Below are 22,007 nucleotides of genomic sequence, written 5' to 3'. Positions count from 1 at the left end.
GTTATCAATAATGGTTTTTTGGGGGATGAAATTATTTAATAAAAAAAGCCCCTGCATGCAGGGGTATCTAATGGAAATGTATATTTATAGTTATTGTTATAAGGTGTCTATTGCTTAGATAGACCATTAGATAATACCAGTGATTAGTGCTTAATCCAAATCAGAGTAATCATAAAAATGGTAAATTAAGTGGTATTTTGTAGATTAAATTACGGACAAATAAGAAATTATTGAAATATAGTATAAGAATAAAATTAAAAAGATAATAAATTGGTTTTTGACTTGAAATACAAAATAATACTCCCATAACAATGATGAAAGCTGTTTTTATGATAAGGGATAAAATATGACTAACGCACAGTGGGTAACACAAGCATTAAATGCGGTATTGGGCGAGGATATAGGTTCGTTGTCTGTGGCTAAGCAATATTTTTCAGATAAATATATCCAAGTTGTTGATGGGAAACAAATTAATTTTAATGAGTTTATTGCCCATTTGCAGGTATTGAAAGAAGCCACTGAATCAATCGTTATTACTATAAAATCGATCGCAGAAGGGGATGGGTGTGTTCATACTCAGCATCTGGCAAAAGCGACTAAAAAAGATGGTTCAATAAGTGAATTTGAGGTATTTGCTTGTTTTCAAATAGAAGATGGGAAAATTATCCGTTGCGAAGAAATGACAAGAATGATTAAAGGCAGTAATACGGATGAAGATTTGGGCTCAAGAACATAAATTTTGATTGTTTTTGTAAGGGCTTAATATTACTGGTGTAAGTAAAACCTAATGTAACACTAGGTTTTACTTTATTCTATTTTGTGTTAACTGGTTTTATATTAACTTGAGTAAGTTAACTGTAACCCTGTGCCAACTTCTTGTACGGGCGCAAATTTCGCTAAATGTATTTTGGCGTTAAGATCGGTACAGTGACATGGGTGTATAAATTTTAAATCTTGCTGGCGAAAGTAATTACCTGTTTGTTCTAAAACTTCTTCTGAGGCTTGCTGCAAATGAAACCCGCCTATCACAGTAACAATGTTATTGATGCCAGTTACATGCTTTGCATATTCAGTAATATTGCAAATTCCAGAATGAGAGCAACCCGTTATCACAATTAGGCCTTCCGATGTTTTAATGGCAAGTGCAGAGTCATCAAAGACATAGTCGTCAACGATATTATGGTTGAAGTCGAGGGTAGTACCAATGGGGTCTTTTCCTTCAAAGCTATTGGCTCTAGGAATTTGGCCTAAAAATATAATATTTTCAGAAAGATAATATGGCTTAGTCGTTTCAATACAATGAAAATAAGAAGCTAAAAACTCTTTAGGTGTATTCGCTCCGATGACTTTAGATTGAAATTTTTTTGGAATTAGGGCATCTGGATGGTATATCAGGTGCTTAGCTTCTTGTGTTTCAATGTTACGGCGGTCAAAATGTTGAATTAAGTGACTTAAGCCCCATGTGTGATCGTTGTGGCCGTGAGAAAGAACCAGATCAGTGATCTCAGCAAGGTCAATATTTAAGATATGTGCATTATCAATAAATATATCTGAATAGCCTGTATCGAATAATATTTTTTTATTATCAGCTTCGATATAGTAGCAAACACCGGGTTCACCGCAAAAATAGCTATCAATTAGGGTATTATTATCTACAAGAACAGTAATTTTTATTGTCATCATGAACTCATGTTTAATAGAAGTAATCGTAATCTGTTATATCAGATAAACTGTAAAAAGTTATTAAATGGCGATAAAACATAGTAACAAAAATTGGAGGAATGAGAGGGATATGAGAAAATTATCGGAGGCGACTATCTAAAGCCAACCTCCTAAATAAATTGCGATACAAGATAATACATGTTTAGACAAATTATTTTACTTTTTTCACCTCGTAGTGAATATCACTGTCAACTTCATGGTCACTTTTCGGTTCTGTGTGAAAAATAGAAATAATATCTTCTAATAAATCTGATTGAGACTCTAACGCTTTTAAGGATGATTGCAATTCGCGAGTCATAGCTGCATTCGCTTGTGTGGTATTATCTAACTCATTAATTGCTAAGTGTATTTGGCTTACCCCATGGGTTTGCTCATTCGAAGCAAGGGCAACACTTTGGATCATTTCATTGATATTAGATGTGTCTTGTGCAATTGAAACGATATTATCATTTGCATCCGCAGCTAATTGGAAACAGTGATTAATTTTATCGTTTGAATTATTAATTAATAGCTTAATTTCTTTGGATGCCTGAGTACAACTAATTGATAATTCGCGTACTTCATTTGCGACAACCGCAAAGCCCTTGCCATGTTCACCCACTCTGGCAGCTTCTACAGCGGCATTCAATGCTAATAAATTAGTTTGAAAAGCAATGTTATCGATGGTGGAGGTGATTTTACTGATTTCTTTGGAAAAATCGACAATATCATCCATGTTTTCTACAACATCAGAAATAAGTTCATTACTTTTATCAATCGTTACACTCGTCTCGGACATCAATTGACACGATTGGTTAGTGTGGGCCGTATTTAATTTAAAAGAGGAATCGAGCTCTTCGACACTGGCTGCTGTTTCAACAATGGCTGCGGCCTGTTGATCTGCTCGAATAGAAAGGTCGTGATTCATTTGAGTGATGTCACCAAGTTCAACTTTTATATGGTGAGTGTTGTCATAAATATTTTTGACGATATCAATCAGTTTACTTTGCATATTAGACACATGCTGTTTAAGTAACTTGATCTCATATAACCCTTTATTATCAAAGCTGTGATATAAAACGCCTTGGCTAACTTTTTCAATACCATCAATAACTTGGTTTAGTGGGCGAATAAAGAAAAGTTGTAGAATAAATCGAATAAATAGAGCTAAGAGGATAACTATTGAGATAGTAATGATTAAACCAATCAAACTTTGTTTATACAGTTGCTCACTTGCAAGAGCAATATCATGATAACTACTATTTAATTGTTGATGATAACTTACGTAGTTTTTCTCAAATGTATCCTGAAATCCTTGAGTCGGCTGGTTTAAAAAGTCATATGTTTTTCCTTGAACTAGAAAGACTGAAAGTTCATTCAATGCAGCATATAACGCTTTATATGATTTTTCTAACTCAGCAAATTTATCGCTATTTTTGTAGAGTGAGGTGGCAGTGAATGCATCCCAATAATTACCTGTTTCTGCCATTTTTTTATGATAAAACTCGATAAGGCTATCTATGTCAGTATTTGAAGTTTTCATCTTATTGATAATCAACAAATGGCGAGAGCTAGCACGATTTAAAGTATTTCGTGCCTGTAATAAAGACTGCCATGTATTATTCAACTGTGTTTGTTCGTTATAGATAGTATCGAGCTTGGTTAATGTTTCTTGATATTGTTTTAAAGAACTAAAGAAAAACCAACAGGTTGAAAGAAGAAGGGCGATAAGCAGGCCTGAAATAAACCAGACTAGGGTTGTTGTCTTAAAACCAGAAAAAGAGAATTTAGCTGAACTAAAATTAATTTTTTTTAAATTACCAGACATCATTGATTATTTCCTTTCATACCATCGAGTAGTATGTTTGTACGCATACTAAGAACGACTTCTAAACATAACGTTATTAACCATGAGCAAATCGAAGCTGTCCGATAGCTAAAAAGTTATATGTAGTCACGCGAAAGCATCAGGCGTAGGGACTAAGTAAATGTATCGGCACTAATTCTGGATACTTTATATTCAACAATTTGACTTAGCTCATAAAATTGAAAGGGATTAGGCAACTTTTACTGATAACGAGGGAATAAGAGGAAATAATTGTTGTAGATTGCTACCTACAAGAGAGTTAATTTACGAGTGATTTGTGATAATAATAGTCAACGTTTAAAATTTGAGTCTAGAGTGCGGTATGCTTTCTTTATTCTTTAAATGCCTTTTAGGTGCTTTAGCCGTATTGATTATTGCACTATTTTCACGTAGTAAAATTTACTATATTGCAGGTTTAGTTCCGTTATTTCCTACATTTGCATTAATTGCTCATGTTATCGTCGTTCAAGAACAAGGAACAGAAGCTCTCAGAAAAACTGCACTGTTTGGGCTCTGGTCTCTCATTCCTTATGCAATGTATTTACTAACGGTATATTTGTTAGCAACGAAAATGACCGCTTGGGGAAGTTTAAGTATGGCAACCGCTATTTGGATAATAACAGCGGCAATATTAGTTTATATATGGCAACTCACTCAATAAATAACATAGAGTAAAATAATTAGCTATAAAACATCATAAAACTAAACTCTCTCGATATGCTGACGGCTTAAACATGGTTGGCTATAGTCGCAAAAATTTAAGTATTAATTATAATGATAAGCAATGTTTTCTATTGAGCTGTACCATTAAAATGTTATTAAGAACCCTGGTATTACTGTTAGTTGCTGGCTGTGCGTATATTGCAGGAATTATGACTGAAGTTAAACTTGATGCTGAGTTAGATACCGAAAGCCGAGTGAAAAGTTCTGTCGAAGATTTTCTTGCTTACCCTTCTGCTGCAAATTATAAAAATGTTCAATATTATGTATTGACGAAAAATGAAGAAGGGGATGAAACGGGCTATTATTGCGGTGAAGTCTTTGGTTTTGAAAATGAGTTACCCCATGGCTATAAAAGATTTATCGTTAGGCTTCATAAAAATAGAGCTGGAAAAGTAATGATATCCATTCCTTTTGTAGAAAAAACAGATGATATTATTCCCGCAGAACAATTTGAAGCTGTGTGGGATAGATATTGTAAAAGAAGCTAAATTAATGATAGCTCGTTGAGTTGCTAGCAAAACGAGCGTCACTAATATTAATTTGATTTAACTGCCATCGTCGCTAGGAATGTGGGTAGATAATTGTCAACGACAAAGCGTGGATTAGGTTGCCAGTCCTCTTTAAAGCCTGTGATATGAAAACCTACCTTTATTTGCCCACCAATGAGATCTGTCAGTGAATGACCAAATACAAAAGCTTCTTGCTTTGCCTGCTTTTGTGCTATTTGCTCTGCCGATAAAGTAGATAGTTCGGAGTAAGGCATAGTGTAACTTGGCTTTATTATACCTTGTTCGTCATATTGCTTATCTCGTTCCCCAATAAAAACAACAGGATTAAAAAAACTGGATAACAGCCGTCCATTTGGTTTTAAAACACGGTAGCATTCTTGCCAGACAGGGCTAACATCCGGAATATACAGATTAGAAATAGGATGAAATATAATATCAAATGTTTCATTAGCAAACATGTGTAATGATCGCATGTCACCTTGAACAATCTCTAAGGTTAAATTATCTCTTTCTGCCACCATTTTGTCTTGGTCAAGCTGTTTCTGAGAAAAATCAAAAACAGTCACATTTGCTCCTGCTGCCGCGAGTACCGGAGCTTGCTGCCCCCCCGCAGAAGCTAAGCAAAGAATTTTTTTATCTTTTACATTCCCTAACCAAGTATCATCAACAGGAGTTGGTGTTAAATGAACTTGCCATTTTCCCTGTTTGGCATCATTGATAGTTTTGGAATCAACGGGGGTTGACCAAGCAAGTTGTGATTCAGCTTGTTTATCCCATGCTTTTTGATTTGCACTAATGAAATCTGTCATAAAATGACTCCTGTATACAATAATTTGTCACAGTGTAGCAAAAAATAAGCAAATTAAAATAAAAATGTACCAATTGGTACACAATTAACTCCCTACCATTAGATGATATGTGATGCCATTAAATTCAAAGTTAGTGGCATTGCTCATGCCTATTTTTTGATGCGCCATAAGCGATCTGAGATTGTTTGCATTAATAAAGGCAATAGGCTTTCCTTGGTTGTACGAACAAATTTTATCAAAAAGTGATTTGAGAATATTTCTCCCTCGATAATCACTATCGATACAAACAGGACCATAGAACCAGTTGCCTTGTACAATTTCTGCATGCTGTTTAATGATCAAATGTGCTATAGGGGGGAGGGATGAGGAATTAGGGTCAAAGCTAAATACGACAGCGATAATTTTATTTCCATCTCGAGCTACAACGGTAGTCAGACTTCCTGCAAACATTGCATTGACTTTGGCTTGAGGGTATTCACCGAGTAATCCACCTTGTTGAGATTCAGAATTAGATTGCAATAATTGAGCGACAGCAGGACAATCTGGTTGTGTCATTAATTCATATTTAATATTCATTATTACCTCGTAATGATTGCTAAATACGTTTAAATTTATGATATGAAGCGCAGGGGTATTTATGGGAGCACATTGTCGTGTGTTAATTCTAACCTCATAATATCGGTTATTTATTGTTTGTCTATTGAATCAGCATGTTAACTAAATTTTATCCAGTATTCTTACTTATTATTTCAAATGTATTTATGATGTTTGCTTGGTACGGCCATTTAAAGTTCACAACAAAGCCGTTGTATGTTGTTATTTTCTTTAGCTGGTTAATTGCATTGGTTGAATACTGTTTTGCAGTGCCAGCTAATCGGTTAGGGCATCAGTATTACAGTGCGGCTGAATTAAAAACAATGCAAGAGGTGATAACACTCTGTGTTTTTGTTCTTTTTTCGGTATTATATTTAGGTGAAAATTTTACCATTAACCATTTAATTGGTTTTATTTTTATTTTTGCAGGCGCCTTTTTTATCTTTAAGGGGCCATTTTAATGTAAAAAGAGCAGCTTGAACTGCTCTTTTTGGAGAGAACTTAATTTATACCCATCCTTTTTCATGAAACTGCTTTAATATCACAACAAATTGCTGCATTTCTTCGGGGGTTCCTAGTGTGAGTCTATTCCAGCCAATGGCAGGTGGGAATTCACGGCCAACCATAACATGAGCTTCAGCCATACGTTGTTGATAGGTTTTTACGTCACCTTTAACTTTATGGAAAATAAAATTAGCCTGTGATGGGGCATATTCTAACCCAATCTCATTTAATGCTTTTTCTACGATTTTTCTCGAAATATTGTTAGATTTTAGGCTGTATTCAATAAATGATTTATCCTTTAGAGACGCTATTGCAGCGACTGCTCCCGCTGTATTGGTATTATCAATAGATAAAAATTCGTCTACAGCAGCAATAATTTCGGGGGTCGCAACACCATAGCCAACTCTTAAACCTGCTAAGGCGAAAATTTTTGAGAAAGTACGTGTGACAATCAGGTTATTTTGGCCTTTTTTGACTAATTGAATAGCACTCGTAAAATTTGGGTCTTCAACAAACTCGGCGTAAGCTTCATCAACGATAAAAAATGTGTTGTCAGACTCTTTACTCATCCATTTAACCAACTGGCTATAAGGCGTGATCATTGCTGTCGGGTTATTCGGGTTACAAATATAGACCATTGATAAACCGTCAAAATCATTAGCAGCTTTTTCCATTCCTTCTAGATCAAATGATAAATCAGTTTTTAAAGGAATTTTGGTTATCTTAATACCTAATGGCAGAGAATAAAGTTCTGCATAATTGAACGTTGGATCAGGGGTGACTAGTTGAATTTTTTTACCGAGTTTGTTTGCTTTATTTGCCAACATAGCGACAACAGCTTGAATCGTTTCAGATGATCCATTACCCATACTAATGTGCTTATTAGATAAACTGTAGAGCTCACCAATATTATGCTGTAATTCAGCACGAGCGTCATCCGGATAACGAAATGCATTAGGTAACGCTTTGATAATGGCCTCTTTTGCACTCGGTGACATCCCTAATGAATTTTCATTAAAATTCAGCAAGAGAGGTTGTTTTTCACTTGGTATATTTATGTTGTTTGTTTGCGCAATGGCTTGATTAAAAAGTGAGTTAAGTGCAATTCCACCTGCAACTAGTGATGTGGATTTAAGAAACGAACGGCGATCCATAGTTATTCCCTGAAATTATTATCTTTGAAAGTATTAGATTACTCAAAATAGTTCCAAAGTAAATAATTATTTACTTTTTATGATTACTTATTCATCTGGTTGGTTTCTGAACTATTGCAAATTTATCTACGGTAAATAAGAAAAGAAACATGTCATGCCAAGATAGCAAAGTAAGGGGGATCAATTATGGGGGGGTATAACCATTGAAGTCATATAAACAAAAAAGGGTAGTTTATTCTACCCTTGGTAAAAATTATTGGCCTTGTACTGGAAAGTTAGGTGTAATTTCTACAACCGCAACTTTAACCATATATTGTTTACCATTTTCTCCTTTAGGAGCATCTGCAGCAATTTTTTTCAGTGTTTCATCTGGTTGAGTAGTTTGAATTGATGTTGAATACTGCATCATACCACGGTGACGATTTGCATGATTAGAGTGACGGTAATTATCGCAAGGCCTATCATTATATTGCTGTTGGTTTTGGTACCCTCCGCGGTGCCATGAACCATTACCATCTCCTGGGTAAGCGAATGTTGAAAAGCTAATCGCGATTAAACTTGCACTGAGAATTAATGGTTTTAATATATTCATGTTATATCTCCTTTAGATATTTATTGATTATTATTCTGCCATTGGAATTAATTAATTCAATTGAATTTACTTATCTAAATGAATAAACCATAATTCAGTCATGTTTCTTCCTTTATTTTCTCATAATGCAAATCATTTGTTAAATAAATGAATTTTACGTTAAATCGTTATTTTTTTAATTGGTTTTGTTTTGTTGGGTTTCATGGAAGAATTTAGCTAGTTTGCTAATTGATACAATTGATGCTACAGCAATATCTTTATTATAATCCTCACATAAAGCTAATAGTCTATCGATAGCATCTTCTTGTTCAATAGAACAAATATAATCTCCTAATGCATTTATCGCCGCTATTTTAACATCATTGTTGGTACCATGAGTTAGGCTAACAAGGTTTTTAACGATTTTTTCTTTCATAAAAATATATTAAATCAGTCAGGTAGTATATAGGCCAGTATAAAACTAAATAAATAAATAAAAAATGTTTTTTTTATTAATGTTAATTTAATAGATATAGATTGAATCAATAATAATAGGAAGGACATTGGTTATGTTTTCAATTTAAAAACTAATTTTTATAAAGTAGTGTCAACTGGTTAGGACAAACGTAAATGCGTAAGGCAAAAGCTCAAATTGTTTACTCAAATTGATATAATACATTTATACTAGGTTAAGTTATCATAAAGTAGAAAGGTGATGCGTTGAAACGTATAAAAACAAAATTATTAATTGTATTGCTATTGGCTTTAGGCGTATTTGCATACCATTCTTATACCAGTATTGGTGACTCAGATGTTAAAAATGAAGCGCAAAGCATGGTGGAAAAAAAGCTAGGAAATGCATCAGTAATTGAGTTCAGTGATGTGGATATAGTGCAAAAAAGCGAGTTTAAGGAAGGAGAGAGTTATCGGGTTTGCGGCTTATACCGCTTATCGAGCCAAGATAGCTCGCTACCATTTGTTGCAAATGTCAGCATTAAAGAAGGGCGTTTCTCTGAGCATGGGCAATTGATTATTAGTGAAACACCTGAATTACAATTCTCGATTGAACAGTTGTGTGTTAAAAAAACAACCAATTAATAAAAAAGCGCTCAAATTTTAGTTTGAGCGCTTTTTCTTTTTTTAAAAATTAAATGATTAAGATTTATTCAAAAGTAGTTCAGTTTGGATCTTACAAGCTGAAATGGAGTCATTTAATGATTTATTGAAGTCAGCTTCATTAGCAAACTTAGATTTATTGCTACGTACGGTGTCAATCGCTGATGTTAGATTTTCGCGGAGGTCTGACTCTACAGTGGCTAATTGCTTGAGGTCGACATTTTCACTTTTCAATTTAGCAATGGTTGATTGGGTTAATTCACTGCTAGTTTTGTCAGTGCTGTATGCTTCACTTAGTGCTTGACCAGTGATCTCACAATAATCTTTGGCTATTTCACTAATATTTAATGGGGCATTATCAGCCATAACAAGGGCTGGAGCCAGGCAAAAAGCCAGTAACAAACGCTTCATAGTCATACCTCTATTTTGCACACAATGAATAATAACTCTATCTGGTACTAGAAAAATACTATAGCAGATTAGGCCTAAAATGGGGGATGAAGAAGAGGGTTTTAGCATGATTTCATAAAAAAGAGCCAGTATAAATACTGGCCGCTATAATTAGCAAAAGCAATGTAAATGAAAATTACGTTATATACAGTATCATATAACGATGTGAGGTAAAGCGATTTTAACTTGTTTTGGTGAAAGTTAAGATTAAGTATGATCTTGATCAGAGTTTGAACCCATATTAGAGGCGTGTTATCGAAATATGGGAGAAATAAAAAATAACCAGCTAGAGGTCAGGTAGACTCATAGCTGGTTTTGTTCATGTAACCTAACACGGAGATTACTGTTTTAACCAATGGCCATGTTTTAAGACATCTTCGACAAGTTCATGTAAGACAATATGGGCTTCGTTATCATCATGGAAGCCTTTAGTTTGAAAGGTTGTTGGGCCATTATCATGAGTAATCAAAAGATAGCTGCCAGGGTAAACTTCTAAAACACGTGCTTTCAACTCAGCAATGAAGGATTCATATGATTTTTCAGGGAGCTGAGAAAGTGGGTCATCAGATAACTTGATATTAATTTCCATACGTTAACCTCTTGTCTATAAAATTTAATTAGGCTCAGTTTATTGTTAAGTGAAAGTATAAGCAACTATCTAATTGTGACGATTGTAACGTGATAGGCTTTTTGATTATAAATTAACCTCATTTATTGATTAGATATTCCAAATAATATATGAATTAAGCAAAATAAATATTACAAATATTTTTGTTAAGAAATAAGTTAATTAAGATTGAAGTGATAAAATGAATAATGGTTTTTTATTTATTTAAGTAACTTTTTGGTTAAAATAAATACTGAAAATCAATCATTTGATTTATTTCTTACTTAATCATAAAGAATTTTTTCTTGGTTAGGTTTTTCAAGGTGTTATATGTGTTTATTTATGAGTATCTAACTTGTTTTAATTAAAATACAATGTAGTTAACGATTGATGAAACGGAAATTAATTTACATTAAAGAGAAAAAAATATAATTTCTGATAATCATATTAAGATGATTTGGCTTTTGTAGGCTAAACTCCTTTTTCTGGAGTTATGTTTTAAATGTGAGGATTTGATTTTCGATTAATACATTATTAATCGTTCTAATAAAAAAGGAGTGTAATTTGATAGAATTTATAAACTCACTAACTAATATTATTTGGGGTTCGTTACTTATTTATTTATTACTGGGAGCAGGCCTGTATTTTACGCTTCGATCAGGGTTTATTCAAATTAGGCATTTTGGCCATATGTTTAGTGTCTTAAAAAACAGTAAACAATCTGATAGCGCAGGTATTTCATCTTTTCAGGCACTATGTACAAGTTTAGCCGCTAGGGTCGGTACAGGAAACTTAACCGGGGTCGCAATTGCGCTAACAGCTGGCGGACCGGGTGCTATTTTTTGGATGTGGGTCGTTGCTATACTCGGGATGGCAACGTCTTTTGTGGAGTGTACTTTAGCACAGTTATACAAAACCAAAGATGATAAAGGAAATTATCGCGGTGGGCCTTCATATTATATGCAAAAAGGCTTAAACCAACGATGGATGGGCGTGTTATTTTCAATTTTCCTCATTATTGCCTTTGGTTTGGTATTTAATGCAGTACAAGCTAATTCTATCGCTCAAGCAACCGCAGTCGCCTTTGATTTCAATCCAATTTATGTTGGCATTGGCTTAGTTTTATTAAGTGGAATTATTATTTTTGGTGGATTGAAATCCATTGCGAGGGTTGCTGAATTAGTTGTTCCTGTTATGGCGTTAGCCTATTTGTTATTGGCATTTTGGGTTGTTGGGCACCATATTGAACGATTACCTGAAGTTTTTATGCTGATAATCCGAAATGCATTTGGTTTGCAAGAGGCAGCGGGTGGTGCTGTTGGTTATGGTGTTGCTCAGGCTATGACACAAGGTATTCAGCGAGGGCTATTCTCTAACGAGGCCGGGATGGGGTCAGCACCGAATGCAGCGGCATCTGCAGCGCCTTATCCACCTCATCCTGCATCTCAAGGATATGTGCAGATGCTTGGTGTTTTTATGGATACCATTGTTATTTGTAGTGCGACCGCAATTATTATTTTGTCATCTGGTGTTCTAGAAAGTGGGATGGATAACATTAATGGCATTGAATTGACACAACTTGCGCTATCTTCTGCCGTTGGTAGCTGGGGAAGTACCTTTATTGCGATTGCTATCTTCTTTTTTGCGTTTACATCAATCATTGCTAACTATGCATACGCTGAAAGCAATATGATTTTTCTAGAAAATAACCATACAGCGGGTTTATTTATTTTCCGTTTAGCTGCCTTAGGTATGGTGATGTTTGGCGCACTTGCTGAAATGCCATTTATTTGGAAACTTGCTGATTTATCCATGGGGTTAATGGCAATAACAAATCTAATCGCGATCCTTTTATTATCGGGTATCGCTTTCAAACTCGCTAAAGATTATAACCAGCAATTGGTTGCAGGTAAAATACCGACTTTTGATATTAATCAGCACCCTGAATTAAAGAAACAGTTTGAGGAGGGGATATGGGAAAAAGAAGAAGTCGATAAGTGGGTTGAGAAAGAAACATCTCGCTAATATAAAAAACGTAAAGCATAAAATTCTTAGGTGAAAGCCTGAGAATTTTTTTATGAAATATTATCAAGGTTTAATAAGAATAAATGTTTGTTTTATAATTCTTTGAGCTATAAGGTTTTTTAAGATGATAAAATAAATGTATTATCACAATATATATCATTTTCTAATTTAAATAGCCGAGAGAGTTATGAAATTGAATCAGTACGCTGCAACGCTGTATGGAGTTATTTCAATCTTGTTGTGGAGCACAATGGTAGGACTGATCCGCAGTGTAAGTGAAAATTTTGGGCCTGTCGGTGGTGCAGCATTAGTTTATACAGTCGGTTCCCTTGTGTTAGTACTTGCCATGGGGGTGCCTAAAATAACGAAGTATCCCAAACGCTACTTGCTTTGGGGAACGGTACTGTTTGTTAGCTATGAAATCTGTTTTGTATTAGCGTTAGGCTTAGCCAATAGCCGGCAGCAAGCTATTGAACTTGGTATGGTGAATTATTTGTGGCCAAGTTTTACTATCGCACTGGCTGTATTTTTTAACCGTCAACGTTTCACTTTATTATTGGGATTAGGTTTAGTTTTAGCATTTATGGGGTTGATCTGGGTAATTTCAGGAAATCAACCATTGTCGGTGCAAAGTATTTGGGCAAATATTCAAAGTAATCCACTGTGTTATTTTTTAGCCTTTATTGGGGCTATTGTTTGGTCGTTTTACAGCAATGTCACTAAGCGTATTTCTGGAGGTCACAATGGTATGGTACTATTCTTTATCATGACCTCTATTGGGTTATGGATATTGTATTTTTTCAGTACTCCAACACCGTTTATTATCAATAAAGAAAGCCTGTTATTATTAGTGGTGGCCTCAATTGCGACTGGCGGTGCGAATGCATTATGGACATTTGCGGTTATCAAGGGCAATGTGGCTTTTTTAGGGACACTCTCTTATTTTACCCCAGTTATATCAACTGCATTCGCGTCTATGTTATTAAGCACGGCATTAACGTTAAGTTTTTGGCAAGGTGTGTTAATGGTGACAATGGGGTCGGTGATTTGCTTTTTAGCGACGAGGCAAAAACCAATACGCGGTTAAAAGGTGCAGCGCGTCCCAGATAAGCGCTGCAACAGAAAATATACTGAAGTGAATTTTTGCGGGCTTATACATTAATAAATTTATTAATGGCGACGGCAACGCCATCTTCATCATTAGTTGTGGTCACAAATTTAACCATTTGGCGAATTGGCTCTAAAGCATTGCCCATTGCGACAGAAACACTGGCGTATTGTAGCATTTGGATATCATTATTTTGGTCACCAATACTCATGACTTTGTCAGGTGTAATACCCAGTTTTTCACAGATACATTGCAATGCCGCGCCTTTACTTGAGGTTTTATTTGATACCTCTAGGAAATACGGGCTTGTTCGGGTTAAAGCGTAATTATCGAAGACATTCTCTGGAAGATAACTGATACCAATATCTAATTTCTCTGGATGGTCAATCATCATAAATTTAGTAAATTCCAAAGAAGAGTCCATTTCATTAACGGGGCAATAGATAAGCGGAGTGTGAGTTAAATAAGCATCTGCAACTGTATAGTGACTAATATGGCGGTTTGCCGTGAACATGCTGTTATCCGCAAGAGCATGCATGTGAACCCCGACATTTCTAGCCAGTTCCTCAAAATATTGGAAGTCAGCGAAATCTAACAAATTCTCTGCCAGATGACTGCCATCATTGGCTTGGTGAATGACACTACCATTATTACTAATACAATAGTTATCTGCGGTATTTAAATCTAGTTCCCGTAGGTAAGGGGAGATCCCCGAAAATGGCCTACCTGAGGCTAAAATAATATGTACACCTTTTTGTTTGGCTTGAGTGACAGCCTCTTTTACTGCGGGAGATATTTGGTGTTGGGAGTTAAGTAATGTGCCATCTAAATCAATGGCGACCAGTTTGATTGACATCCAATGCCTCCTAAAATGCGTGCTTTCTGCCAATACCTTACTCCAATTATTCAGAATGTAAATTATACAAATAGTTATAATTTTATTCACAATAGAATAATGGGTGTTTGATTTGAAATTGAACAGAATACAAGGCAGGAACTCTGTTCAATAGTCGAAGCTTGAAATGACAATGTTTTATAGCATTAGCATGTGAATCAATAGATTAATGCGGCTAAAATATTCTCACTCATAATTATGAATCAAATGAAGCGGTTGCTTCACATCTAATTGAATTTGGTCATTCTGTCTAAAATCAAATGGCGTAATGCCATATTCTTTACGGAACATATAGGTAAAGTGGGATTGTGACCCAAAACCAAAATCCAGAGCGATATCGAAAATAGACTGGCTGCTATTGCGCAGTAAGTTAACCGCACCAGCAAGACGGCGTTGACGGATATATTTACCCAGTGAAATCCCTGTGACTTCTTTAAATATTTTTTGCATATGCCAAAGTGAATAGCCTGAATAAGCCGCGAGCTCTTCTAAGTGGATCACGCGCCCTAAGTGTTCTTCTATCCATTTACTCAAAGCATAAACAAGTGCTAAGTGGTTATCTTGTGGCATCTCAAATGTTTTCTAGTTTTACGGTAGCAGAAGTATACACAACTTCATTTCATGATGACAAAGGCTGCTTGTGCGGTATTTCCCATTTTTAGGGTAAAAAAAGCACAATCAGAATAAGTTACTGGCCAATAGCACCTAAAATGAGCGGAATTTTTGTAAAAAGAGGTTAATTGCATATTTTCCTCAAATTTGACGCTCTAAATTAGAGTACCATTTATTCTATAAACGCATTACGTGCAATGCCATAAATGATATCTATCATAAAATGGCAGTACCTTAATATTGTAATCATTTGAAAAATAAAATCATCATAGAAATATGAAGGAATTGTCGGTGTTTGGTCGTAAATTAATTATTGCTGTAAGTGCTGTTTTAGCGTGTCTTTTTTTCTATCTCTTAGCGATGGACAACCTGTGTGATCAGGGAGGAGAAAACTTTATTTTTGGTATTTGTCGTGTAACTGACTTGTTACCATTTTGAATTTGCTTTTTAATGCACAATCCATGATATTGAGTTGGGGTAGCTATCCCGCTGTATCATTTTGTTATGTGATGAAAAAAAATAACTAATAGCACCTGCTTTTGGGCCGTAAGATATGGTAAAAACAGAGCCAGAAGAATGTAGTGTTAATAAGAAAATTCAAATAAACTTGTGTCATTATCATTATTTTGGACGATAAAAAGCAAGTAAGAGGACGAAAGGGTAAAGTTATGGCGCAACAGCAACAGACGCTAAAGCGGGGATTAAAAAACAGGCATATCCAATTGATTGCTTTGGGAGGCGCTGTTGGTACAGGGTTATTCCTTGGAATAGCAACAACCATACAAATGGCAGGGCCATCGGTTTTACTTGGCTACGCACTGTGTGGGTTTATTGCTTTTCTTATTATGCGCCAGTTGGGAGAAATGATTGTTCAGGAACCTGTCGCGGGTTCGTTTAGTCATTTTGCATTTAAGTATTGGGGTGGCTTTGCGGGTTTTCTCTCAGGGTGGAACTACTGGGTCATGTTTATCCTTGTTGGGATGACGGAACTCACCGCCGCAGGTAAATATATGCAACATTGGTGGCCTGAACTCCCGATATGGGTTTCTGCCGCGGTATTTTTTATTGCTGTGAATGCGGTTAACTTGGTCAATGTGCGCTCTTATGGGGAAACGGAATTCTGGTTTGCATTAATCAAAGTCATTGCAGTGGTTGCTATGATTATTTTTGGTTGCTACTTACTGCTCAGCGGTCATGGCGGCCCACAAGCGAAAGTCAGTAACTTATGGGAATATGGTGGTTTCTTTGCTAATGGCTTTAATGGGCTAATAATGGCTTTGGCAATTATTATGTTTTCATTTGGGGGATTAGAGCTTGTCGGTATTACCGCCGCAGAGGCAGAAGACCCAGATAAAAGCATTCCAAAGGCGATTAACCAAGTTGTATACCGTATCTTAATTTTTTATATTGGCTCGTTAGCGGTATTACTCGCATTATATCCTTGGGTTGACCTTGATGGCAAAACAAGCCCATTTGTATTAATTTTCCATGAATTAGGGGACTTACTGGTTGCTAATTCATTGAACGTTGTCATTCTAATCGCTGCGTTGTCGGTGTATAACAGTGGGGCTTACGCGACAAGCCGTATGTTATATGGCTTGGCACAACAAAGTAACGCACCTAAATTTCTTGCGAAAGTGAATAAAGGTGGCGTTCCCGTCATGGCTTTATTGGTTTCAGGTATTGCGACTTCTGGCGGGATTTTAATTAACTTTGTGATGGAAGGTAAAGCTTTCGAATTGTTAATGTCATTGGTCGTGACAACGTTAGTTCTAAACTGGATTATGATTTGTGTGTCAAATTTGAAGTTCAGAGCAGCAATGAACAAACAAGGTGTTGAAACGAAATTTAAAAGCATTTGGTATCCATTTGGGAACTATCTGTGCTTAGCATTTTTACTGCTGATTTTAGGGATCATCCTAACAATGGACGGTTTGCGCATTTCAGTATTAATTATGCCATTATGGATAGCAGTTCTATGGGTTGGATACCAATTCTCAGGGGCTAAAAAACAAGACTTAGCCAAAAGCCAACAATTCAGTTAGATTTGGTTTTTTCTTATAATAAAAAGACCGGTGGGAATACCCGACCGGTCTTTTTATACTGCGATGAAGTCGTTAGGTCACCATTGCCAACGTAGCCAAGCAAATAATACGTTACCGTTATTATAAGTCCCAGGAATATAAGTGGCTTGCAGCGAAAGCTTGTCATATTCCACTGATACTAGCGGGAGCGGTGCTGGGATTGGAATATAGTACATATCCCTACGGGCAGTGACACTCAGAGTGAAACCTGCTCCCATGCGAAAACCATCAATGTCCCCTGGGATCCACATTTTTTGGAATGCATAACCACCAATTGGCTCCCAATCATTATGTGAATCTTTAAATGCCATTGCATAGATAGCATGCCAGTCATTGTCTTCATCATAACGATATTTACCAAGGCCAAAACCCCAAGGTCGCTCGTTATACTCATCCGTTTTTTTCTTGTCGTACATTGCACGGTTGTGCCAAGTCACCGCTGGAACATATAACTCATATTTGTCAGAGTCCCATGTGGTACTGACATTATTTTTAAATTTATCCCATAAATTTGCCGATTGTTCTTGCGCAACGGCAGGCGATGATATGCAGATTGAGGCGCTCATGAGTAGCGAAGCACCTACAGCCAACTGTATGTTTTTATAAACTCTCATTGTAAATCCAGTTCTGTATCGCAGATATAAAAATGATGATTAGCTCGCTAATGATTATCAGATTAGCATTATTATTATAATTTTGAGCTCAATTATTTTAATTAAGATGTACAGAATATAACAGTATTAATTACATAGTTAAGGATAATAACTCGCTGGTCATATTAGAACTGTTTAATTTTGCCTATTTTTAAGGGGGATAACCGACAGTAGAAAGGGATATTAGCTGATCAAATTGGTTATTGAATAGGTTAATTCTCCTAAAAACCAATAATTGACAGAATACTCCATTTTTAAATTAGATAATGTGATTACTTGATGAAAATAAATGAGCTGAATTGAGTTAAAAAAGATAAGAAAAACCAATGTATCACTCATTATAGCTGTGGCTAACTTTCTGTAATAAAGAGATATTTCGTATTATTTAGGTGATAACGACTAGTAATGTTGATAGAGCAGACATTTATGAAAAATAGCGTGCAAACAAATCCAAAAAGTATGACGCACGTCAAATAATGACTTGTCTCAATGGGATGAAATGGAGGACATAGGCGGCGGTTATAAGTTGCTGCATGTCAACACGGCTAGGAGCTAATTTTTGAAAGTTTATGGCAGATACATTGCTGTAAGCAACATTAGCTTCTAACTAAAAAAGGAACATCACCATGATGAAACGCCAAGAACCACTGACTGAATACCAAGCTAAATGCTTGGCTATCGCCACAGATAAAATATTATCACCAAAACAAAAAGCCAATTTTTTAGCGGTAGAAGCGGATAGCCATATTCCCTATCTTGCGGTGAGCGAACCCCTCGCAGAGGCGTTAAGTGAACGTGTTATTTGTGATATGTATGAAGGAAATGCACCATATAAGCCGCGCTATGTGTTGCCTGACTATGTAAAATACCTCAATCAAGGTTCAACATACTTAGAATTAGCCCCTGCAGAGGACTTTGATGATGCGCTTAATCATCTGATGATTTTGTATCATCACGTTCCGTCGGTAACCAATTTCCCTGTATTTTTAGGGTATTTAGATAAAGTGCTCATGCCATATGTAGGTGAATTGACAGAAGAACAATTGTACCCCAAATTAAAAAGATTTTGGATACAATTAGACCGAACGTTACCTGATGCCTTTATGCATGCCAATATTGGGCCGGATGACAATGTGATTTGCCGTTTGATTTTACGTATCGATGCGGAATTGAAACAAGTAGCACCTAACCTGACATTTGTTTATCACCCACAGCGCACACCTGAATCACTTTTCTTACAAGCGATTGAAAATATTTGTGAATGTAGCAAACCGCATATTGCGAATGATATTATTCATCGTGCTGCATTTGATGAACAAGGTTACGGCATTGTCAGCTGTTATAATGCATTGCCTGTTGCAGGTGGAGGAAGCACTTTAGTCCGTATTAATTTGCGCGAGGTTGCATTACGCAGTCAAAATTCAGTTGATTTTTTAAATGTGCAATTGAAAAAGTATTGTGAGTTACAAATGGAACTTATAGAAACACGTAGCGCATTTTTATTTGAGGAATCAAACTTCTTCCAAACCAGTTTTCTTGTCCAAGAAGGGTTAATAGAACCAGAACGCTTTGCCCCGATGTTTGGTATTTATGGTTTAGCCGAAGCCGTGAATATCCTCATGGAAAAAGACGGAGCGAAAGGCGCATATCAAGCAAATTCACCCGCCTTACCACTGTCTTATCAAATCAGTGAACAGTTGGCAGACTTTGTCGAAACCACACCTGTTAAATATGGTTATAAAAACCGAGCCATGCTCCATGCTCAATCTGGGATCAGTTCGGATATAGGAACTACACCGGGGGCTCGCATTCCATACGGTGAAGAGCCGGATCCTGTTTCGCATATCCAAGCCGTAGCTCCTCATCACAAACACTATTTATCTGGGATCAGTGACATTTTAACCATCGATGAAACGATTAAACAAAACCCGCAAGCACTAATGCAATTATGCAAAGGGGCATTTAGCTGTGGAATGCGTGAGTTTACTGCAAACGTGGCGAGTAATGATTTAGTCCGTGTTACTGGCTACATGGTACGTCTGTCGGATATCGAAAAATACAAAGAACAAGGTTCTAGAAGTAACACTACCTGGTTAGGGGAGGAAGCGACTAAGAACTGTAAAATTACAGCCCGTCAGCAACGAGTAATTAGTCATGAGCAATCGATGCGCTACGCTGAATAAGGTTATTCCTTTTTCCTGTGTAGATGGGCCGGGTAATCGGCATGTTATCTTTTTGCAAGGTTGCAATTTACGGTGTTTGAATTGCCATAATCCATATACCATGGCGCTTTGTGACCATTGTGGGGACTGTGTTTTTACCTGTCCTCACAATGGGTTATTGTTTGTAGATGGTCAGGTTATCTGGGATAGCGATGCCTGCCAGCTTTGTGATACCTGTTTACAAACTTGCACTAAAAATTCAAGCCCGATGACGGTGCCATTAAGTGTTAATGACGCCATCAATGACTTGAAAAAAAATGTTGTTTTCCTGAATGGCGTAACCATTAGTGGTGGGGAAGCAACAACACAATTACCTTTTATTATTGAATTATTTAAAGCAATTAAGGCTACACCGGAGCTCAAGCATTTAACCTGCTTTATTGACAGTAATGGGCATCTGGCTTCTGCGGGTTGGAATAAAGTGATTGAGTATACGGATGGCGTGATGATTGACCTGAAATCATGGAGTGATGAGTGTGCTTTAAGGCTAACAGGAAAAGATAACCAGCGTGTTTTTCAATCAATTCAATATTTGGCGCAAGCGGGGAAATTGTATGAATTGCGTTTATTGTATATTCCTCAGCAAACAGATTACTTAGAGCATATTGATAAACTTGCTGATTTCCTAAATCAATTGCCTACAAACACACGGATAAAGATTAACGCCTTTCAACAATATGGCGTAAAAAATGAAGCAGCTAGCTGGCCTGCGGCAACCCAAACAGAAGTGGAGGCATTCGCTCAACTATTACGACAACGAGGCGTTGGTCATATTCATTTGCCTAATGTGTACTTATAAATCATGTCAATTTTTCCTGTGTGAGATATCCTCTCTTTTTATCTAACTCATTAAAATTCATTCACTAACCGCTGGTATTTGTTAAATGTTATGAGACAATTAAGGCGGTTTTATTGTTTGGTTTAAAATGATGTCAGTAAACCTTGCTTATCAATCTATTCAATTGCTTTAGCCGACGAAAAGGGGAATCACACATGAGGATCAATGCGTTAACCATAGCCGGAACAGACCCATCGGGTGGGGCGGGTATTCAGGCAGATTTAAAAACGTTCTCTGCATTAGAGGCTTATGGTACGAGTGTGATGACAGCATTGGTGGCTCAAAATACCCGAGGTGTGCAATCTGTTCAAGACTTACCCCCTGAATTTGTAGCGGCACAATTAGACTCGGTTCTCAGTGATGTGCGAATTGATAGCGCAAAAATCGGTATGCTGTTTAACCAAAGTAATGTCGCAGTTGTGGCGAATGCACTGAAACAATATCCTATTCCGTATGTGGTATTGGACACTGTAATGGTGGCTAAAAGTGGCGACCCGTTGCTATTACCAGATGCGGTTGATGCGCTACGTCAACAGTTATTACCCCTCGTTTCTATTATTACACCAAATCTACCCGAAGCCGCGGTATTGTTAGACGAAAAAGTCGCACAAACAGAAAGCCAAATGCTGACTCAAGGGTATAAATTGCTTGAGAAAGGTTGCCAAGCGGTATTGATGAAAGGTGGTCATCTAAGTGATGCTGAAAGCCCAGATTGGTTAATCACACCAGAAGGTGAATGGCGTTTTACGTCAGTTCGTATAAATACTAAAAATACCCATGGTACAGGGTGTACTTTGTCAGCAGCTTTGGCTGCGTTGCGGCCTCGTTGCGCTGATTGGCAAGAAGCGGTTACGCAGGCTAAAGCGTATTTACAAGCTGCGTTAGAACAAGCAGATAGCTTAGAGGTTGGAAAGGGAATTGGTCCTGTGCATCACTTCCATGCATGGTGGTAACCTTAAAAGATT

General features: G+C 36.6%; 24 protein-coding genes. 12 read left to right on the top strand and 12 right to left on the bottom strand.

The genetic code is table 11. From position 1 onward, the window contains the following. Positions 1-346: 346 nt before the first annotated feature. Complete coding sequence (locus PR683_RS05385; RefSeq protein ID WP_004911500.1) at positions 347-736, top strand: nuclear transport factor 2 family protein; 390 nt, start codon at positions 347-349, stop codon at positions 734-736. 101 nt (positions 737-837) lie between these two features. On the opposite strand, the gene PR683_RS05380 is transcribed toward PR683_RS05385, so the two are convergent. Beyond that, positions 838-1,680: an MBL fold metallo-hydrolase gene (locus PR683_RS05380; protein ID WP_004911498.1), complete on the bottom strand. Its 843-nt coding sequence runs from the start codon at positions 1,678-1,680 to the stop codon at positions 838-840. A gap of 193 nt (positions 1,681-1,873) precedes the next feature. Continuing rightward, the gene (locus PR683_RS05375) at positions 1,874-3,532 is read right to left on the bottom strand and encodes a methyl-accepting chemotaxis protein (protein WP_109912412.1); all 1,659 of its coding nucleotides are present in this window, start codon (positions 3,530-3,532) and stop codon (positions 1,874-1,876) included. Between the two features lie 358 nt (positions 3,533-3,890). Between PR683_RS05375 and PR683_RS05370 the strand changes: the two genes are divergently transcribed. Both PR683_RS05370 and PR683_RS05365 read left to right on the top strand, forming a co-directional pair. Next, positions 3,891-4,229, top strand: a complete 339-nt coding sequence (locus tag PR683_RS05370; protein WP_004911490.1) for a GlpM family protein — start codon at positions 3,891-3,893, stop codon at positions 4,227-4,229. A 151-nt stretch (positions 4,230-4,380) separates the two neighbouring features. Next, a complete protein-coding gene (locus tag PR683_RS05365; RefSeq protein WP_042851843.1) occupies positions 4,381-4,779 on the top strand; it encodes a hypothetical protein in 399 nt (132 codons plus the stop codon). A 47-nt stretch (positions 4,780-4,826) separates the two neighbouring features. Here PR683_RS05365 and PR683_RS05360 read toward each other — a convergent pair whose 3' ends face one another. Both PR683_RS05360 and PR683_RS05355 read right to left on the bottom strand, forming a co-directional pair. Continuing rightward, a complete protein-coding gene (locus tag PR683_RS05360) occupies positions 4,827-5,609 on the bottom strand; it encodes a class I SAM-dependent methyltransferase (RefSeq protein WP_117162302.1) in 783 nt (260 codons plus the stop codon). Positions 5,610-5,693: 84 nt separating this feature from the next. Further along, positions 5,694-6,185: an N-acetyltransferase gene (locus PR683_RS05355; protein WP_117162301.1), complete on the bottom strand. Its 492-nt coding sequence runs from the start codon at positions 6,183-6,185 to the stop codon at positions 5,694-5,696. Positions 6,186-6,319: 134 nt separating this feature from the next. On the opposite strand from PR683_RS05355, the gene PR683_RS05350 reads away from it, so the two are divergent. After that, positions 6,320-6,664 (top strand): DMT family protein, encoded by a 345-nt coding sequence (locus tag PR683_RS05350; protein ID WP_109912416.1) that lies wholly within the window; start codon positions 6,320-6,322, stop codon positions 6,662-6,664. A gap of 45 nt (positions 6,665-6,709) precedes the next feature. Here the strand turns inward: PR683_RS05350 and PR683_RS05345 are convergent, their stop codons facing one another. The 3 genes from PR683_RS05345 to PR683_RS05335 form a co-directional block, all read right to left on the bottom strand. Beyond that, positions 6,710-7,861 (bottom strand): pyridoxal phosphate-dependent aminotransferase, encoded by a 1,152-nt coding sequence (locus PR683_RS05345; protein WP_004911470.1) that lies wholly within the window; start codon positions 7,859-7,861, stop codon positions 6,710-6,712. A 253-nt stretch (positions 7,862-8,114) separates the two neighbouring features. Continuing rightward, entirely contained in the window at positions 8,115-8,453 is a 339-nt protein-coding gene (locus PR683_RS05340; RefSeq protein ID WP_004911469.1) for a hypothetical protein, read from the bottom strand. 175 nt (positions 8,454-8,628) lie between these two features. Continuing rightward, on the bottom strand, positions 8,629-8,868 hold the full coding sequence (locus PR683_RS05335; protein ID WP_004911467.1) for a HEAT repeat domain-containing protein: 240 nt from the start codon (positions 8,866-8,868) through the stop codon (positions 8,629-8,631). Between the two features lie 284 nt (positions 8,869-9,152). Here PR683_RS05335 and PR683_RS05330 point away from each other — a divergent pair, with 284 nt between their 5' ends. Further along, on the top strand, positions 9,153-9,530 hold the full coding sequence (locus tag PR683_RS05330; RefSeq protein ID WP_004911465.1) for a hypothetical protein: 378 nt from the start codon (positions 9,153-9,155) through the stop codon (positions 9,528-9,530). 57 nt (positions 9,531-9,587) lie between these two features. Here the strand turns inward: PR683_RS05330 and PR683_RS05325 are convergent, their stop codons facing one another. Next, on the bottom strand, positions 9,588-9,959 hold the full coding sequence (locus tag PR683_RS05325) for a hypothetical protein (protein WP_004911457.1): 372 nt from the start codon (positions 9,957-9,959) through the stop codon (positions 9,588-9,590). 379 nt (positions 9,960-10,338) lie between these two features. Beyond that, positions 10,339-10,587, bottom strand: coding sequence for a DinI-like family protein (locus PR683_RS05320; protein WP_004253462.1), 249 nt, complete (start codon positions 10,585-10,587; stop codon positions 10,339-10,341). A 582-nt stretch (positions 10,588-11,169) separates the two neighbouring features. Between PR683_RS05320 and PR683_RS05315 the strand changes: the two genes are divergently transcribed. Together PR683_RS05315 and yddG are read left to right on the top strand one after the other, a co-directional pair. Next, positions 11,170-12,630 carry an alanine/glycine:cation symporter family protein gene (locus PR683_RS05315; RefSeq protein WP_004911454.1) on the top strand — a complete coding sequence of 487 codons (1,461 nt, stop codon included), beginning with the start codon at positions 11,170-11,172 and terminating at the stop codon, positions 12,628-12,630. 187 nt (positions 12,631-12,817) lie between these two features. Further along, complete coding sequence (yddG, locus tag PR683_RS05310) at positions 12,818-13,717, top strand: aromatic amino acid DMT transporter YddG (protein ID WP_042851608.1); 900 nt, start codon at positions 12,818-12,820, stop codon at positions 13,715-13,717. A gap of 64 nt (positions 13,718-13,781) precedes the next feature. On the opposite strand, the gene yidA is transcribed toward yddG, so the two are convergent. After that, complete coding sequence (yidA, locus tag PR683_RS05305) at positions 13,782-14,594, bottom strand: sugar-phosphatase (RefSeq protein ID WP_196718345.1); 813 nt, start codon at positions 14,592-14,594, stop codon at positions 13,782-13,784. Positions 14,595-14,819: 225 nt separating this feature from the next. Next, the gene (locus tag PR683_RS05300) at positions 14,820-15,203 is read right to left on the bottom strand and encodes a helix-turn-helix domain-containing protein (protein ID WP_004911441.1); all 384 of its coding nucleotides are present in this window, start codon (positions 15,201-15,203) and stop codon (positions 14,820-14,822) included. Positions 15,204-15,536: 333 nt separating this feature from the next. On the opposite strand from PR683_RS05300, the gene mgrB reads away from it, so the two are divergent. Next, positions 15,537-15,683: a PhoP/PhoQ regulator MgrB gene (gene mgrB, locus PR683_RS05295; protein ID WP_004911439.1), complete on the top strand. Its 147-nt coding sequence runs from the start codon at positions 15,537-15,539 to the stop codon at positions 15,681-15,683. A gap of 230 nt (positions 15,684-15,913) precedes the next feature. Then, entirely contained in the window at positions 15,914-17,290 is a 1,377-nt protein-coding gene (locus tag PR683_RS05290; protein ID WP_117162299.1) for an amino acid permease, read from the top strand. Positions 17,291-17,367: 77 nt separating this feature from the next. Here PR683_RS05290 and pagP read toward each other — a convergent pair whose 3' ends face one another. After that, the gene (pagP, locus tag PR683_RS05285; RefSeq protein WP_109912424.1) at positions 17,368-17,943 is read right to left on the bottom strand and encodes a lipid IV(A) palmitoyltransferase PagP; all 576 of its coding nucleotides are present in this window, start codon (positions 17,941-17,943) and stop codon (positions 17,368-17,370) included. 665 nt (positions 17,944-18,608) lie between these two features. Between pagP and PR683_RS05280 the strand changes: the two genes are divergently transcribed. The 3 genes from PR683_RS05280 (at position 18,609) to thiD (ending at position 21,995) form a co-directional block, all read left to right on the top strand. Further along, entirely contained in the window at positions 18,609-20,165 is a 1,557-nt protein-coding gene (locus PR683_RS05280) for a YjjI family glycine radical enzyme (RefSeq protein WP_196719470.1), read from the top strand. Next, positions 20,137-21,003 carry a YjjW family glycine radical enzyme activase gene (locus tag PR683_RS05275; protein ID WP_272581707.1) on the top strand — a complete coding sequence of 289 codons (867 nt, stop codon included), beginning with the start codon at positions 20,137-20,139 and terminating at the stop codon, positions 21,001-21,003. The genes PR683_RS05280 and PR683_RS05275 overlap by 29 nt, the downstream gene beginning before the upstream one ends. Positions 21,004-21,197: 194 nt before the next feature. After that, a complete protein-coding gene (thiD, locus tag PR683_RS05270; protein ID WP_115167137.1) occupies positions 21,198-21,995 on the top strand; it encodes a bifunctional hydroxymethylpyrimidine kinase/phosphomethylpyrimidine kinase in 798 nt (265 codons plus the stop codon). Positions 21,996-22,007: the final 12 nt, after the last annotated feature.

The sequence above is a fragment of the Providencia sp. PROV269 genome (assembly GCF_028477785.1).
Lineage (GTDB): Bacteria > Pseudomonadota > Gammaproteobacteria > Enterobacterales > Enterobacteriaceae > Providencia > Providencia rettgeri.
The sequence above is the reverse complement of the archived record's forward strand: the minus strand, read 5'-3'. Positions and strand labels throughout refer to the sequence as shown.

Bases quoted from the DNA above. Each gene is read 5' to 3' on its own strand.
- PR683_RS05385 (WP_004911500.1), top strand. From the start codon at position 347: ATGACTAACGCACAGTGGGTAACACAAGCATTAAATGCGGTATTGGGC.
- PR683_RS05380 (WP_004911498.1), bottom strand. From the start codon at position 1,680: ATGACAATAAAAATTACTGTTCTTGTAGATAATAATACCCTAATTGAT.
- PR683_RS05375 (WP_109912412.1), bottom strand. From the start codon at position 3,532: ATGATGTCTGGTAATTTAAAAAAAATTAATTTTAGTTCAGCTAAATTC.
- PR683_RS05370 (WP_004911490.1), top strand. From the start codon at position 3,891: ATGCTTTCTTTATTCTTTAAATGCCTTTTAGGTGCTTTAGCCGTATTG.
- PR683_RS05365 (WP_042851843.1), top strand. From the start codon at position 4,381: ATGTTATTAAGAACCCTGGTATTACTGTTAGTTGCTGGCTGTGCGTAT.
- PR683_RS05360 (WP_117162302.1), bottom strand. From the start codon at position 5,609: ATGACAGATTTCATTAGTGCAAATCAAAAAGCATGGGATAAACAAGCT.
- PR683_RS05355 (WP_117162301.1), bottom strand. From the start codon at position 6,185: ATGAATATTAAATATGAATTAATGACACAACCAGATTGTCCTGCTGTC.
- PR683_RS05350 (WP_109912416.1), top strand. From the start codon at position 6,320: ATGTTAACTAAATTTTATCCAGTATTCTTACTTATTATTTCAAATGTA.
- PR683_RS05345 (WP_004911470.1), bottom strand. From the start codon at position 7,861: ATGGATCGCCGTTCGTTTCTTAAATCCACATCACTAGTTGCAGGTGGA.
- PR683_RS05340 (WP_004911469.1), bottom strand. From the start codon at position 8,453: ATGAATATATTAAAACCATTAATTCTCAGTGCAAGTTTAATCGCGATT.
- PR683_RS05335 (WP_004911467.1), bottom strand. From the start codon at position 8,868: ATGAAAGAAAAAATCGTTAAAAACCTTGTTAGCCTAACTCATGGTACC.
- PR683_RS05325 (WP_004911457.1), bottom strand. From the start codon at position 9,959: ATGAAGCGTTTGTTACTGGCTTTTTGCCTGGCTCCAGCCCTTGTTATG.
- PR683_RS05320 (WP_004253462.1), bottom strand. From the start codon at position 10,587: ATGGAAATTAATATCAAGTTATCTGATGACCCACTTTCTCAGCTCCCT.
- yddG (WP_042851608.1), top strand. From the start codon at position 12,818: ATGAAATTGAATCAGTACGCTGCAACGCTGTATGGAGTTATTTCAATC.
- yidA (WP_196718345.1), bottom strand. From the start codon at position 14,594: ATGTCAATCAAACTGGTCGCCATTGATTTAGATGGCACATTACTTAAC.
- PR683_RS05300 (WP_004911441.1), bottom strand. From the start codon at position 15,203: ATGCCACAAGATAACCACTTAGCACTTGTTTATGCTTTGAGTAAATGG.
- PR683_RS05290 (WP_117162299.1), top strand. From the start codon at position 15,914: ATGGCGCAACAGCAACAGACGCTAAAGCGGGGATTAAAAAACAGGCAT.
- pagP (WP_109912424.1), bottom strand. From the start codon at position 17,943: ATGAGAGTTTATAAAAACATACAGTTGGCTGTAGGTGCTTCGCTACTC.
- PR683_RS05280 (WP_196719470.1), top strand. From the start codon at position 18,609: ATGATGAAACGCCAAGAACCACTGACTGAATACCAAGCTAAATGCTTG.
- PR683_RS05275 (WP_272581707.1), top strand. From the start codon at position 20,137: ATGAGCAATCGATGCGCTACGCTGAATAAGGTTATTCCTTTTTCCTGT.
- thiD (WP_115167137.1), top strand. From the start codon at position 21,198: ATGAGGATCAATGCGTTAACCATAGCCGGAACAGACCCATCGGGTGGG.